Annotated in this window: 13 protein-coding genes; all 13 read left to right on the top strand. The window is 56.0% G+C overall.

Going from position 1 to position 13,876, the window contains the following annotated elements:
* Nucleotides 1-135: 135 nt before the first annotated feature.
* The 13 genes from VGR81_01235 to VGR81_01175 all read left to right on the top strand — a co-directional run bounded on the left by VGR81_01235 (nucleotide 136) and on the right by VGR81_01175 (nucleotide 13,866).
* Nucleotides 136-1,152 (top strand): tagatose 1,6-diphosphate aldolase, encoded by a 1,017-nt coding sequence (locus VGR81_01235; protein HEV2287557.1) that lies wholly within the window; start codon nucleotides 136-138, stop codon nucleotides 1,150-1,152.
* On the top strand, nucleotides 1,149-1,610 hold the full coding sequence (locus VGR81_01230; protein HEV2287556.1) for a secondary thiamine-phosphate synthase enzyme YjbQ: 462 nt from the start codon (nucleotides 1,149-1,151) through the stop codon (nucleotides 1,608-1,610). Before VGR81_01235 ends, VGR81_01230 begins: the two co-directional genes overlap by 4 nt.
* Nucleotides 1,607-2,749, top strand: coding sequence for a radical SAM family heme chaperone HemW (hemW, locus tag VGR81_01225; GenBank protein HEV2287555.1), 1,143 nt, complete (start codon nucleotides 1,607-1,609; stop codon nucleotides 2,747-2,749). Before VGR81_01230 ends, hemW begins: the two co-directional genes overlap by 4 nt.
* Nucleotides 2,750-2,761: 12 nt before the next feature.
* Nucleotides 2,762-3,847, top strand: coding sequence for a low-specificity L-threonine aldolase (gene ltaE, locus VGR81_01220; GenBank protein ID HEV2287554.1), 1,086 nt, complete (start codon nucleotides 2,762-2,764; stop codon nucleotides 3,845-3,847).
* Nucleotides 3,848-3,924: 77 nt separating this feature from the next.
* Nucleotides 3,925-5,091 carry an acyl-CoA dehydrogenase gene (locus tag VGR81_01215; GenBank protein ID HEV2287553.1) on the top strand — a complete coding sequence of 389 codons (1,167 nt, stop codon included), beginning with the start codon at nucleotides 3,925-3,927 and terminating at the stop codon, nucleotides 5,089-5,091.
* Nucleotides 5,092-5,101: 10 nt separating this feature from the next.
* Complete coding sequence (gene meaB, locus VGR81_01210) at nucleotides 5,102-6,094, top strand: methylmalonyl Co-A mutase-associated GTPase MeaB (protein HEV2287552.1); 993 nt, start codon at nucleotides 5,102-5,104, stop codon at nucleotides 6,092-6,094.
* Complete coding sequence (locus VGR81_01205) at nucleotides 6,091-6,930, top strand: MBL fold metallo-hydrolase (protein ID HEV2287551.1); 840 nt, start codon at nucleotides 6,091-6,093, stop codon at nucleotides 6,928-6,930. The genes meaB and VGR81_01205 overlap by 4 nt, the downstream gene beginning before the upstream one ends.
* A gap of 42 nt (nucleotides 6,931-6,972) precedes the next feature.
* Entirely contained in the window at nucleotides 6,973-7,875 is a 903-nt protein-coding gene (mtnP, locus tag VGR81_01200; GenBank protein HEV2287550.1) for an S-methyl-5'-thioadenosine phosphorylase, read from the top strand.
* An 18-nt stretch (nucleotides 7,876-7,893) separates the two neighbouring features.
* A complete protein-coding gene (locus VGR81_01195) occupies nucleotides 7,894-8,802 on the top strand; it encodes a PfkB family carbohydrate kinase (protein HEV2287549.1) in 909 nt (302 codons plus the stop codon).
* 167 nt (nucleotides 8,803-8,969) lie between these two features.
* Nucleotides 8,970-9,905: an LD-carboxypeptidase gene (locus VGR81_01190; GenBank protein HEV2287548.1), complete on the top strand. Its 936-nt coding sequence runs from the start codon at nucleotides 8,970-8,972 to the stop codon at nucleotides 9,903-9,905.
* A gap of 23 nt (nucleotides 9,906-9,928) precedes the next feature.
* On the top strand, nucleotides 9,929-11,332 hold the full coding sequence (gene mpl, locus VGR81_01185) for a UDP-N-acetylmuramate:L-alanyl-gamma-D-glutamyl-meso-diaminopimelate ligase (protein HEV2287547.1): 1,404 nt from the start codon (nucleotides 9,929-9,931) through the stop codon (nucleotides 11,330-11,332).
* Complete coding sequence (locus VGR81_01180) at nucleotides 11,329-13,131, top strand: PDZ domain-containing protein (GenBank protein HEV2287546.1); 1,803 nt, start codon at nucleotides 11,329-11,331, stop codon at nucleotides 13,129-13,131. Before mpl ends, VGR81_01180 begins: the two co-directional genes overlap by 4 nt.
* A 24-nt stretch (nucleotides 13,132-13,155) precedes the next feature.
* A complete protein-coding gene (locus tag VGR81_01175; GenBank protein HEV2287545.1) occupies nucleotides 13,156-13,866 on the top strand; it encodes a lysophospholipid acyltransferase family protein in 711 nt (236 codons plus the stop codon).
* Nucleotides 13,867-13,876: the final 10 nt, after the last annotated feature.

The raw sequence follows: 13,876 nt of genomic DNA, 5'->3' as shown, positions 1-13,876 counted from the left end.
TTCGTAACAAGTTAACGATGACTGCCTCCTGATGAAGCCCCATGATAAAATCGACTGACTTGCAGAGTTGCTGGCCGTCCATTCGGACGAAATGTGCTGCCAACGCGGTGTGTGGCGATTTGAGGAGGCGATAAGATGAAAATGACACCGGGCAAGCTGAAGGGACTCGAAAAAGTTTCGAATTCCGCAGGGGTGATTGCCGCTGCGGCGATGGATCAGCGCGGCTCCTTAAGGAAGGCGATTGCCAAGGAAAAAGGCATTGACCCCCACGGCGTGACGCCGGAGATGCTGAGCGAATTCAAACAAGCGGTTGTGCGGGTCTTGACGCCCCACGCTAGCGCAATTCTGCTCGATCCTGAATACGGCTTGCAGCCTGCGCGGTGGCGTTCCAACAATGCCGGTCTGCTGATGGCCTACGAAAATAGTGGGTATGACAACACGCGCGCAGGACGATTACCGGATTTGCTTGAGAATTGGTCGGTGCACCGCCTGAAGGAAGCCGGGGCGGACTGCATTAAGATTTTGATGTACTACACGCCGTTCGATCCGGCGCCTATTAATGAAGTAAAGCATGCGTGGATGGAGCGCGTCGGCGCAGAGTGCGCCGGTGAAGACATTCCGCTGTTCGCGGAGTTTGTCGGGTATCAGGAAGGCGCGGACGAGAAGGGCATCGACTTCGCCAGGAAAAAGCCGGAGATCGTAACGCGCAGCATGGAAGAGTTTTCGAAACCACAATATGGAATCGACATTCTGAAAGTGGAAGTACCGGTGAACATGGCATACGTCGCTGGTGCGCGCTCTTGCAAAGGAGAAGCCGCCTATACGAAGGAAGAAGCCGAAGAGCATTTTCTACGCGCAGCGGCAGCGGCGAAGAAGCCGTTCATTTATCTTTCGGCGGGGGTTAGCAACGATACGTTCATTGAGACGCTGCAATTGGCGGGCGAAGCGGGGGTGAATTTCTCTGGCGTGTTGTGCGGGCGGGCGACGTGGAAGGATGGCGTCCCGATTTATGCGAAGCAGGGATTGAGTGCCTTTCAGGATTGGCTGGCGGACCAGGGCGTGAAAAACATCGAGAACGTCAATCGCGGACTACGAGCGGCCAAGCCGTGGTATGGATTTTATGGCGCGGCCTCTGCGGCGGCATTGGCTTGAGCGAGCCTGTGATGAAGAACGACGCCGAGCACGCCCGTTCCTCTCGAACGATGACGGGCACAATCGGCGTGCAGACGTCGCAGCACACGCAGCTCAAGAAGATTACAGATGAAGTCGAAAGTGTTGTCGCAGAGTCAGGCTGTCAAAGTGGCGTTTGTTACGTCTATGTCCCGCATACAACGGCGGGTGTGATCGTCAATGAAGGAGACGATCCGGATGTGGCCAGGGATATCGGTGCGACGCTAGACCGGCTTGTTCCGACGGCGGGTAGCTATCGTCACGCAGAAGGGAACTCAGATTCGCACATCAAGGCGGCCATTACCGGGACAACTGCGACCATCTTCATCGCGGATGGCAAACTTGAACTTGGCCGCTGGCAGGGAATTTTTTTTTGCGAATTTGATGGGCCGCGGCGGAGAGAAGTGCGCGTGAAAGTTGTACCGGATACAACGCAATGACGACATCTTCCAGACTCGGAATCTATGTGCAGGTGCCCTTTTGCCAGACGAAATGCACCTACTGCAATTTCCACACGGGAGCCTTTTCACGCGGTTTGTACCGCCCATACGTAGACGCCGTCTGCCGTGAAATTTGCGAGTCTCGTGATTTGCGCGATCTGACCGTCGACACCGTGTATCTCGGCGGTGGGACTCCCAGCCTGCTCGAGCCGTCCGATCTAGCGCGAATTCTTGGCACGATTCGTTTGGCGTACCCGCATGACTTGCAGGAAGTCACGCTCGAAGCCGACCCGGAAACGATCATGTCTGAAAGGGCCGAAGCGTGGCTCGCCGCCGGCATTAATCGCATCAGCATGGGAGCACAGTCGTTTTGTGATGAGGAACTGCGCGCAGCCGGGCGGATGCACCGGCGAGCGGATATTCACTTCGCGAATGAGATATGCCGCGGCGCAGGAATCGAAAACATTAGCATGGATTTGATTGCGGGATTGCCGCATCAAACAAGCGCCAGCTGGAAATCGTCGCTGGATGAACTGATTGTGTTGCGCCCCGAGCACATATCGATTTATCTCTTGGAAGTGGACGAAGCGAGCAGGCTCGGAAGAGAAATCCTTGCGGGTGGGACGCGATATGGAGCGAACGCGGTGCCAAGCGACGATGAAATGGCATCTTTCTATGATGAAGGCTGCGCCAGGCTCACCGCGGAAGGATACGAGCATTACGAGATTTCAAATTGGGCGCAGCCAGCGCGCTCGTCGAAACACAATCTGAAATACTGGCGACGAGAGCCATACATTGGTTTCGGAGCGGGCGCGCATTCTTTTGATGGTAAACGGCGCTGGGCGAATGTTCACGACCCTTCGGCCTATACCGCGGCAATAAAGACCGGAGCATCGGTGCGCGAGCAGGAAGAGACGGTGACACAAAAACAGGCGCTCGAAGAAGAATTGTTTTTGGGACTCCGCGAGTTGAAGGGCGTTGACCTGACGCGCATCGAAAAGCAGTACGGTGCCGATCTGACTGCGCGTGTGACCAAATTGATCAATAATGGTTTGATTGAGCGCAACTCCGAGAGAATTCGCCTGAGCCCGGGGAAGCTCACGATCTCGAATGAAGCGTTTGTTGAATTGCTGGGGTAGCGGGAGACGCCAATGTATGACTCCAAAGGACCAGACGAAAGGGGCAAAGCGACCGTTGACCTGCGCAGCGATACAGTGACGCGGCCTACGCCGGCCATGCGTCGTGCTATGGCGGAAGCGGAAGTGGGTGATGACGTTTACGGCGAGGACCCGACGGTCAACCATCTGCAAGCGCGTGCCGCAGAAATCTTTGATCGCGAGGCTGCACTCTTTGTGCCGAGCGGTTCCATGGGAAATCTCGTCGCGATAAAGACGTGGACACAGCCCGGGATGGAAGTGATTTGTGAGCAGCGCGCGCATGTGAATCAATACGAGCTGGCTTCTATGTCTGCCGTGGCGGGGTGCTTTCCGCGAGCGGCTTTCGCGCAGGATGGAATTTTGACCTGGCCTGTCGTCGAGTCACTGATTCGTGCCAAGAATCCGAACTATTCCCAAACCGGACTGGTTACGCTGGAAAACACGCACAATATGGCTGGTGGAACGCTCTACCCGACGCAAGTCGTCGAGGAAATTTGCGACTGCGCGCATGAGGCGGGGCTGCGTGTGCATATGGACGGTGCCAGGATTTTCAATGCCTCTGTTGCCTTGGGCAAAAGTGTTAAGGAACTAACCCGCAAGTGTGATTCGGTGATGTTCTGCTTGTCGAAGGGGCTTGGCGCGCCGGTAGGATCGATGCTCGTGGGCTCCAAAGAGTTCATTGAGAAAGCGCACGTGAATCGCAAGATGCTTGGCGGCGGAATGCGCCAGGCAGGCGTGCTCGCGGCAGCCGGACTGGTTGCGCTCGAGGAATCACCGAAAAACCTTCATCGAGACCATGAAAATGCACGGCGCTTGGCCGAGGGGCTGGCGAGGATTGCGGGCATCGCGGTTGACCCAAAGAAAGTTGTGACGAATATCCTGATCTTTGATGTGGGCGGGACCGGCAGGACAGGCGCGGAGATTTGCCGAGAACTTGGAAAGCGCAACGTACTTTGCGCAGCGACGGACAAATACTTGGTCCGCATGGTCACGCACTACGATGTGGACCGCGCGGGCATGGACCGCGCCATTGAAATATTGAGCGAGGTTTGCAGCGCCGCCGTCAAAACACACGCATAGTCTTCCGTCGTTTGGAGGCGATGCGCGATGTGGTAAAGTTTTTGCGCGCGGCGGAGTTACGGCCAGAGTGAGGTGGTGTGGATTTTTCACTAACTGAGGAACAGCAGCAGCTACAGCGCACCGTCCGCGAATTCGCGGAAGGCGAAATCGCGCCGCACGTGATGGAGTGGGACGAAGCTTCGCATTTCCCTCAGGAAATCATTCCGCAGCTCGGAGACATGGGGCTGCTCGGCGTTATCTTTCCGGAAAAATATGGCGGCGCGGGCCTGGGCTACCTTGAGTATTCGATTGTAATTGAGGAACTGGCGCGCGTGGATGGGTCCGTGGGTCTGATTGTCGCTGCCCACAATTCGCTGTGCTCCAATCACATTTACAAGTTCGGAAGCGAAAATCAAAAAGAAAAATACCTCTCGCAGCTCACGCAAGGCAAAAAACTGGGCTGCTGGTCGTTGACGGAGCCAGGCGCGGGCTCGGATGCCGGCGGGACGCGCACAATCGCGGTCAAGAAAGACGGTGGCTGGATACTGAACGGTGCGAAAACATTCACCACGAACGGCCACTATGCGGATGTGTGCGTGGGAATGGCTGTAACCGCCGCGGAGCAGAAGCAGCACGGTATTTCGGCCTTTATCGTGGAAAAAGGGACACAAGGATTTCATCCAGGGAAAAAGGAAAACAAGCTGGGAATGCGCGCGAGCGACACCTCGGAAGTGATTTTCAGCGACTGCCGCGTCTCGGCCGAAAATTTGCTGGGCAAAGAAGGCGAGGGTTTCATCAATAGCCTGCAAATCCTGGATGGTGGCAGAATTTCCATAGCGGCGCTGGCATTAGGTATGGCGCAAGGCGCGTATGAAGCGGCGGTGAAGTACGCGAAGCAGCGCAAGCAATTCGGCAAAGCAATTAGCGAGTTTCAGGCCATTCAATTCAAGCTCGCGGACATGGCTACGGAGATCGAGGCCGCGCGACTGCTCGTTTGGGAAGCAGCCTACTTGGCGGACAAATCACTGCGGCAGGGGGGCGGAGGAACAAGATTCACACGCGAATCGAGCATGGCCAAACTGTTTGCGGCGGAAGTGGCTGTACGCGTGGCCAACGAGGCGGTCCAAATTTTTGGCGGCTACGGTTTCGTGAAGGATTATCCGGCAGAAAAATACTACCGCGATGTGAAGCTCTGCACGATTGGCGAAGGCACGAGCGAAATTCAGCGCCTCGTGATTGCGCGGCAGCTTCTCGGAAAGGGCTAGGCGCACAAGAATGCCTGCTGCGCTCCCGGTCCAGCCCATGACGCAGAACATTCAAGAGTTGGCAAAGCAAGTGCGCGCGGGCGACGTGCGCGCTATTTCGCGTGCGATGACGGGGATTGAGAACCGGACGCGGGGCGCGGAAAATCTTTTGCGCGAATTGTTTCCCTACACGGGCAAATCGTATTGCATCGGAATCACCGGTGCGCCGGGGACGGGCAAGAGCACTCTTGTCGATCGGCTGGCCGCATACTATCGATCGCAGCTTCAAACGGTTGGCGTAATCGCAGTCGATCCTTCGAGTCCATTCACGGGCGGGGCGATACTTGGCGACCGGATTCGAATGCAAGGGCATGCATCCGACAGCGGCGTTTTCATCCGGTCGATGGCTACGCGCGGCTCCCTTGGTGGATTATCGCAGGCGACAAGCGATGCAGCCTTGCTCCTCGATGCGGCCGGAAAGCAGTTGGTACTGATTGAGACGGTTGGCGTCGGTCAGGGGGAAGTCGAGATCGCACGCTTGGCCGATTGTACGTTGGTCGTTCTCGTTCCGGGGATGGGCGACGACGTACAGAACCTAAAGGCTGGCCTAATGGAAATCGGAGATGTATTTGTCCTGAACAAGGCCGATCGCGAGGGCGCCGATCGATTCGAGCAGCAGCTTCGTGCGATTCTTCAACTCATTCCAGAACGCGACGGTTGGAGGCCTCCAATTGTATTGACCGTTGCCACGCAAAACGAGGGAGTCGCGGAGCTGGCAAGGCAAATCGACCGCTTTCGTGAACATTTCGGCGGCAAAGCGGAAAAGAGAGCAAAGGAAATCTCCTTGTGGAAGGAACGCTTGCTCAATCTGTTGCAAGAGCAGTTGGTGCGGCTGGCTTTGGCGCACGTTTCAAGCGAAAACCTTTTGGAAAGGCTCGCAGCGGAAGTGGCGGAACGGAAGCGTGACCCGTATTCTGCGGTGAATGAAATTATGGAAAAATCTGCCTCGAGGGAGAAACATTGAGACTCGGCGACTTGGAATTTCTGGTGCTGACCGACGGCACCCTGCGGCTGGATGGTGGGGCCATGTTCGGGGTTGTGCCAAAAACGATGTGGGAGAAGAAAATTCCGGGCGACGAGCGAAATCGCATCGTGCTCGGAATGAATTGTCTCCTGATTCGCGTGGGCGGGAAGACAATCCTGGTGGAAACCGGCGCGGGAGACAAATGGGACGCGAAGTTGCGCGACATTTACGCACTCGAAGGCGCGCCGCGTTTGCCGGAGCAACTCGCGCAACATGGCGTCAAGCCCGGCGACGTGGATTTTGTCATCAACACGCACCTGCACTTCGATCATTGCGGATGGAACACGCGTATCGTTGATGGAAAAGCGCGCCCGGCGTTTCCGAATGCACAGTACATCATCCAGAAAGGCGATTTCGCGCACGCAAAGAACCCGACGCTGCGCGACCGCGCAAGCTACCTCTTCGAGAATTACCTCCCGGTGGAAGAGGCGCGGCAATGGAATCTGCTCGAAGGTGAAAAAGTGATTGTCCCTGGAGTGACTGTTTTTCCAGTGCCTGGCCATACGCCGGCGATGCAGTGCGTGAAGCTCGAGGGCGGCGGAAAGACGGCGATTTTTCTGGCGGACCTTGTGCCGACAACGGCACATTTGCCGATGGCATGGATCATGGGTTTTGATCTTTTTCCATTGACGACGCTTGAAGAAAAGCAGAAATGGCTGCCGCAGATTGCGAAATATGGCTGGCTCGCCTTATTCGCACACGATACGAAGGTGCGAGCGGCATACCTTCGCAAAAACAAAGACAATTACGAAGCCGAACCCGTTTCTATTGATTAGACTGGCCGGCAATTCCCAATAGCAACAAGTAAGGCGACAAAAGTGGCAAAGGGAAAAAAGAGTCCTGGAAAATTCGCGGCAAAAGAGCGCGCCACGCTCGGCATCATTGGCGGGAGCGGTCTTTATATGATGCAAGGCCTTAGTGTCGTGCGGGAAGCGCGGGTGAAAACCCCGTACGGAGAGCCCTCGGATGCTTTTGTGCTCGGGGACTTGGAAGGGCGCCGCGTAGCATTTCTCGCGCGTCATGGACGCGGTCACCGCATCATGCCAAGTGAAATTAATTATCGTGCGAACATCTACGCAATGAAAACTCTTGGCGTCGAGCGCATTTTGTCGGTGAGCGCCGTGGGCTCCTTGCGGGAGGATTTGCATCCACTGGAATTCTTGATCCCGGATCAGTTTTTTGACCGCACGCATCGTCGCATCGCAACGTTCTTCGGCAGCGGGCTTGTCGCGCACGTGGGATTCGACAAGCCGACATGCCTCGAGCTGGGCAAATTGCTCACCGCTGCGTGTGAGAGAGCTAGTGTGAAGGTACACGCGAAGGGGACCTATGTATGCATGGAAGGGCCGCAGTTTTCGACTCTCGCCGAATCTCACACCTACAGGCATTTGAAATTCGATGTGATCGGCATGACCAATTTGACCGAGGCGAAGCTGGCGCGCGAGGCGGAAATCTGTTACGCAACCGTCGCGATGATCACCGATTATGACTGCTGGCATCCGCAGCACGACACAGTTTCCGTGCCGGACATCATCAACAATCTCAATCGAAATGCCGAGAATGTGCAGCGTGTCCTGCGCGAAGCGATCCGCAGCCTTCCCGATGCGCGAGATTGCAAGTGCGGATCAGCCCTGGCACACGCGCTGTTAACGGATCGTAAGCTGATCCCAACTGCAACAAAGCGGCGTCTCGCCCCGATCATCAGGAAATATATTTCCTGATCAGGAGAAATACATCAAATGTCACTTCTCGTCGTGGGTTCAGTTGCATTCGACGCCTTGCAAACTCCTTTTGGAAGCACGGACCGCACGCTCGGCGGCGCCGCGACGTATTTTTCGCTGGCGGCATCCCTGATGGCGCCGGTCAGGTTAGTGGGTGTCGTGGGAGATGATTTCAGCGCGGCCGATGAAGCCACGTTTCGCGGCAGAAAAATCGACTTGGATGGCTTGGAGCGCGCCCCGGGAAAGAGTTTTTTCTGGTCGGGCCGGTATAGTGACGATTTAAGAACCCGCCAAACGGTGACGACAGAATTGAACGTTTTTGCGGCATTTGAGCCGAAGCTGCCAGCAGCTTATCAGGATTCAGAATATGTTTTTTTGGGGAACATTGATCCTGTGCTGCAACGGCACGTTCTTGCGCAGATGCGGCGCCGGCCAAAACTCGTGGCACTCGATACGATGAATTATTGGATTGCTGGCTCCTCCGAGGAGTTGGCAAAGACGCTCCGAATGATCGATGCCTTGTTGATTAACGACGAAGAAGCCTCCCAACTGGCGGGCGAACACAATATTCTCCGCGCAGCAAGGAGAGTGATGTCGATGGGCCCAAGCGCAGTGATCATCAAACGCGGGGAATACGGCGCGATGCTATTTCAAGGCGACACAATTGCGGCAGTCCCTGCCTATCCGCTCGAGAAGGTTTACGATCCCACGGGTGCGGGCGACAGTTTTGCCGGCGGCTTCATGGGATACCTCGCGAGTCAGGGAAAGAGCAGTTACGAGTTTATGCGCAAAGCGATGGTCTACGGGTCGGTTCTGGGAAGTTTCGCCGTCGAGAAGCTAGGAGTTGAGCGTTTGCGAACATTGAAGCGGCGAGATGTGGAAAACAGGGCGCGCGAACTCGTCAAAATGACGCACATTCGTCTGTAGTTGTCGGCCGAATGCTTCCGCCTAAACGAATGATTTTTTCAGGCCTTATGAACTAATCGGATGCGTGTGCCGTCGCGTCACTGGACTCACCTGCCAAAGTTTTCTATGCTCGTTTGCGGTACATGCCGAAAACAATTAAGGCACCCGCGCTCGAAAAAGGAAACCAGGTGCGTATTATTGCGCCGGCGAGTCCCGTGGACGAGACTGTATTACGCAAAGGATGCGCGGAGCTGGAGCGGCTAAGATACGAGCCGCGATGGGACCCGCGAGTATTGGCCCGTCAAGGATATTTCGCAGGTTCAGCGGAAGAGCGGCTGGCAAAGTTGACGCTGGCGTTTGAGGAAAATTCATCGCGGGCGGTTTTTTGCGCGCGCGGCGGATACGGATCGGGATATTTGCTGGATCGCATCGAGCCGCGAAGATTGAAGCAGCCAAAAGCACTGCTGGGCTATAGCGATGTCACGCTGTTGCAACTTTTCCTGTGGCGGAAGAAACGATGGGTGAGTTTCTATGGTCCTATGGTTGCTTCGGGTTTCGATAAAGGAGCGGACGTCGCTGGCGGTTATGATCTTGCTTCATTTCAGCAGGCTCTGACGCAAGCAAGTCGCGGCTGGGTGCTCAACCTGGAAGGCGAGACGCTGTTTTTTGGACGTGCCGAAGGTACGGTTCTTGGCGGATGCCTCACGCTCGTCGCGGCTACTTTGGGCACGCCGTGGGAAATTCAAACGTCTGGCGCGATACTTCTGCTGGAAGATGTCGCCATGAAGCCGTATCAGGTGGATCGCGCCTTGGTGCACTTGCAACAGGCGGGAAAATTCAGAGGCGTTCGGGGAATTTTGCTCGGGGAATTTCCGGAGTGTCAGGTGCCGCCGGACGGTGCGACCGTCCGCGACGTCTGCGAGCGCATCCTGAAGCCGCTTGGGATTCCTGTAGTTTGGGGCGCGCCTGTGGGTCACACGGCAAGAGCCATGCTGACGATTCCTCTTGGCGTTAAGGCGCGGCTTGTGGCGCAGGGCAGCGGCCGCCTGGACATACTGGAGCCAGCCTGCGTGGGCTCTTCGGAAGAAAAAAACATTCGAGGGAAAACGCCACGGCGCTTCTGAATCGCTCTCTGGAACATATCCATTTGCTCGGCATCGGCGGCGCGGCGATGGCACCAGTCGCCGGCATGCTGAAGGAACGTGGCTACACGGTGACGGGTTCCGATACGGGTGTATATCCGCCGGCGTCAACACTGCTCGCTTCCCTTGGGATCCGCTGGAATGAAGGCTTTCGCGCAGAAAATTTGCGGCCGACTCCTGACTTGGTTGTCGTTGGGAACGCGATCTCACGCGGCAACCCGGAACTCGAAGCAGTCCTCGACGGACGCATTCCATATTGGTCGATGCCGCAGATAATCGAAGAGCTTTTTTTGCCGGGGCACACGTCGATTGTGATCGCCGGCACGCACGGAAAGACCACAACGACTTCCATGCTTGCATGGATTTTTCACGTCGCGGGTCGGCGGCCGGATTTTTTGATCGGCGGCGTCGTACCCAATTTCGGGGATCGCAGCTACGGCCTTGGGGGCGGAGAGGAATTCATCATCGAAGGCGATGAATACGACTCAGCCTATTTTGACAAAGCTCCGAAATTTCTGCACTATCATCCCGACGAACTCATCCTGACGTCTCTGGAATTTGATCACGCGGATATCTACTCCGATCTCGCCGCGATTGAGTTGCAGTTCGAGCGGCTCGTGAATCTCATCCCCCGGCGCGGCAAGATTTTAGTTTGGGGCAAAGCTCAGAATCTAGTTGCGTGCACGAAAAAGGCTTTTTGCCCTGTAGAAACATACGGTTTGTCGTCCGAAATGGATTGGCATGCGGGCGATATTGAGTGGCGCGACGGGATGACTCATTTTCGCGTCGTCTACCATCGGGAGGAAGTTGCTCGAATTCGCCTACCGCTCGTTGGCCGTCATAATGTCATGAATGCCGTGGCGTGCGTGGCTCTGGCTTTTGGCCGCTCCGTGCAATGCGAAGCGATTGAAGCCGCGCTCGAGAAATTTCACGGCGTTCGCCGGCGGCTGGAGATCAAAGGCGAAGCGAATGGCGTGACGATCGTTGAAGATTTTGCGCACCACCCGACGGCCATTCGCGCGACAATCGAAGCTGCTCGTGCGCGCTGGCCAGGCCGCCGGATATGGGTAGCTTTTGAACCCAGATCGAACACCATGCGCCGCAGAATTTTCGAAGGTGAATTGGCCGAGGCGCTTGCAACATCAGACTGCGTTGTCCTCGGCCCCGTGAACCGTCCGCATCTGCTTTCCGATGCCGAGCGCATGGATACCCAGCGTGTCGTAGCTGCGATTCGAGAACAGGGGAAATCAGCGCATTCCTTCCGCTCCGCGGCAGAAATTGCCGAATTTGTTGGACCGCAGTTGGCGCCGGGCGATTTGGTTCTGGTGATGTCGAACGGCAGTTTCGACGGTCTCTGCGCAAAACTGGTTGAGGCGATCGAGAAAGGACTTGCGGCTCACAAATCGTGAAGAAGCGCTTGGGAATTTCATTGCGTACGTTTATCGACTTCGCTTTGCTCATCTCGTGCATTGCCATGCGGGCGAATGCGACGATTCGCTATACGGTTTCTTTGGCGCAACCAGGCCAGCACATATTTCACGTCACCATGAGCGTTCCAGCCGTTGGCCATGAACTCGTGGTCGCCATGCCCGCGTGGAACGCGACATACGACATCCGCGATTTTGCCTACCGTGTAACGCAAGTGCGGGCGGCCGGTGGAAGTGATTCCGCACCGTTGCATGCGGAAAAACTCGACAAGCAAACCTGGCGGATTACCGCGACGAGTGCGAATTCTGCATCAAATCTTGGCGATGTCACAATTCAGTACGATGATTACTGGGATGATGTCGGGCCATTCTCCTCGCAGCTCAACGAACACCACGCGTATATGAATCTCGCCGAAGTATTGTTCTACGTTCCGGCTCGGCGCACGGAAGAGACCGTCGTCCAATACACGGATCTGCCGGCAAATTGGCATGTCGCGCAGGAACTTGCCGCGGCTCAGGCTCCACAGAGCTTCACGGCGGCAAGTTACGATGCGCTTGTGGATGCGCCGGCGGAAATCGGCGCATTTCGCGAATTCCAAATCGACGCGGGAAGCGCCCATCTGCGAGTCGTAGTCGATGGCGAAGACTGGAATCAGGGTGATTTGAGCGACACTTTGCGGAAAATCGTCTCCTACGAGACCGGAATGATGCACGACATTCCTTTTCGCGAATATATGTTCGTTTTTCACTTTGGGCCGTATGCCGAGATGGGCGGCGGCGGAATGGAACATTCGAATTGCACAGCGATCGCAGTTTCGTCAGGAGACGCGGTCGCTGACGTCGCAGCGCACGAGTTTTTCCATCTGTGGAATGTGAAGCGCATTCGCCCACAGACACTTCAGCCCGTGGATTACACGAAAGAAATGTGGACGCGCGCGTTATGGTTCGCCGAGGGCGTGACGAGCACGTACGCATCCTTTACGATGGTTCGGAGCGGCCTCTGGGATCGCAAGCAGTTTTACTCCGACCTTGCGCAGCAGTTCACGGGGCTGGAAACTCGTCCCGCTCACAAATGGCAGAGCGCCGAGGAGTCGAGTCTGGATACATGGCTGGACCTCTACGACTATTACAATCGTCCGGAGGTGAGCATTTCGTATTACACCAAAGGCCAAATCTTGGGTGTGATGCTTGATTTGGCCATTCGCGACGCAACGGATAATCATAGGTCTCTCGACGACGTGATGCGCGCTATGAATGATGATTACGCGCGCCAGGGCCACTTTTATAACGATAGCGCAGGGGTCGAGGAAGAAGTCGAGAAGATTACAGGCAGGAACTTCAAGGAGTTTTTCGAAGAGTACGTCGCTGGTACGGAGGAAATTCCGTACAACGACTTTCTCCACGCGGCCGGGTTGCAGGCTCAAGCGCAACAGCGCGCCGTAGCCGATTTGGGTTTCCAGATTTCGCGTGGCTCCTTCGCCACCGGAGCGATTTCCTCTGTGACCCAGGGAAGCAGCGCGGAAAAAGCGGGACTCCGCTCTGGTGATGCCATATTACAAGTCGATGGCCGGCCTTTTGGACGTCAGGCCTTGCAATATGCCCTTCAGGGCTCACCGGGGAATGAAGTCAGGTTGCGCATTGAAAGAAATGGAATCGAGAGGGATATTTCCTATCCACTCGGAAAGCGAGTCGTCCTGTTGTATTCGATATCCGAGATTCCCACCGCGAACGCGCGCCAAAAGCGAATTCGCGACGGCATGCTGCGCGGCGTCACAAATTAGAATCTTATTCAGCTCACGTTCACAATGATTCGAACCCTGGCAGGCGCAAGTTTCCTCGCAGTTTATATTGTCGTCGTCGGATTGCCTGTAATCGCGTACTCGATTCTGAGGCAGAGCAGCAGTTTGCTCTATCGGGCTGGAAAATGGGGAATTGGCTTTGCGATGCGGCTGTCTGGAGTGCGTGTCCGTGCGGAGGGCGCTGAGCATATCCCGTCTGGCGTATGTATCTTTGCGGCAAACCACGTAAGCAACCTGGATCCGCCAGCCGCACTTATTGGTGTTCCCCGGCGTATCTCTTTCCTTGCAAAGAAGGAAGTTTTCAAAATCCCGGTCGTGCGCACGGCGTTGCGCCTAGGGAAGATTGTTCCCGTGGATCGCGCAGATAGGGAGGCGGCAATGGCGAGCATCGATCAGGCCATCGCTATTCTTCGCGAAGGTATTTCGTTCTTCGTGTTTCCCGAAGGCACCCGCAGCAACGATGGGAGTCTAATGACATTCAAAAAAGGCACATTTGTGATGGCCATTCAAGCCGGCGTGCCGGTTGTGCCTGTGTCCATTCTCGGTAGCCGGGAGCGCATGCCAAAGGGAAAACTCGCTACGATTCCGGGAGAAATCCTGCTTCGCTTCGGACCGCCGATCGAAATCGGCCGCTACGGCCTCGATGACCGCGATGAGCTGATGCGCCGTGTGCGCGACGCTGTCGCTGCGGGATTGCAAGATCGCGCGCCAGAATGACGCTGTAATC

Source organism: Candidatus Acidiferrales bacterium (genome assembly GCA_035934015.1).
Classification (GTDB): Bacteria; Acidobacteriota; Terriglobia; order Acidiferrales; family UBA7541; genus DAHUXN01.
Note: the sequence above shows the minus strand (reverse complement) of the source record. Positions and strands in the feature narration are given on the sequence as shown.

Bases quoted from the DNA above. Each gene is read 5' to 3' on its own strand.
- VGR81_01195 (HEV2287549.1), top strand. From the start codon at position 7,894: ATGTCACTTCTCGTCGTGGGTTCAGTTGCATTCGACGCCTTGCAAACT.
- ltaE (HEV2287554.1), top strand. From the start codon at position 2,762: ATGTATGACTCCAAAGGACCAGACGAAAGGGGCAAAGCGACCGTTGAC.
- VGR81_01175 (HEV2287545.1), top strand. From the start codon at position 13,156: ATGATTCGAACCCTGGCAGGCGCAAGTTTCCTCGCAGTTTATATTGTC.
- VGR81_01235 (HEV2287557.1), top strand. From the start codon at position 136: ATGAAAATGACACCGGGCAAGCTGAAGGGACTCGAAAAAGTTTCGAAT.
- hemW (HEV2287555.1), top strand. From the start codon at position 1,607: ATGACGACATCTTCCAGACTCGGAATCTATGTGCAGGTGCCCTTTTGC.
- meaB (HEV2287552.1), top strand. From the start codon at position 5,102: ATGCCTGCTGCGCTCCCGGTCCAGCCCATGACGCAGAACATTCAAGAG.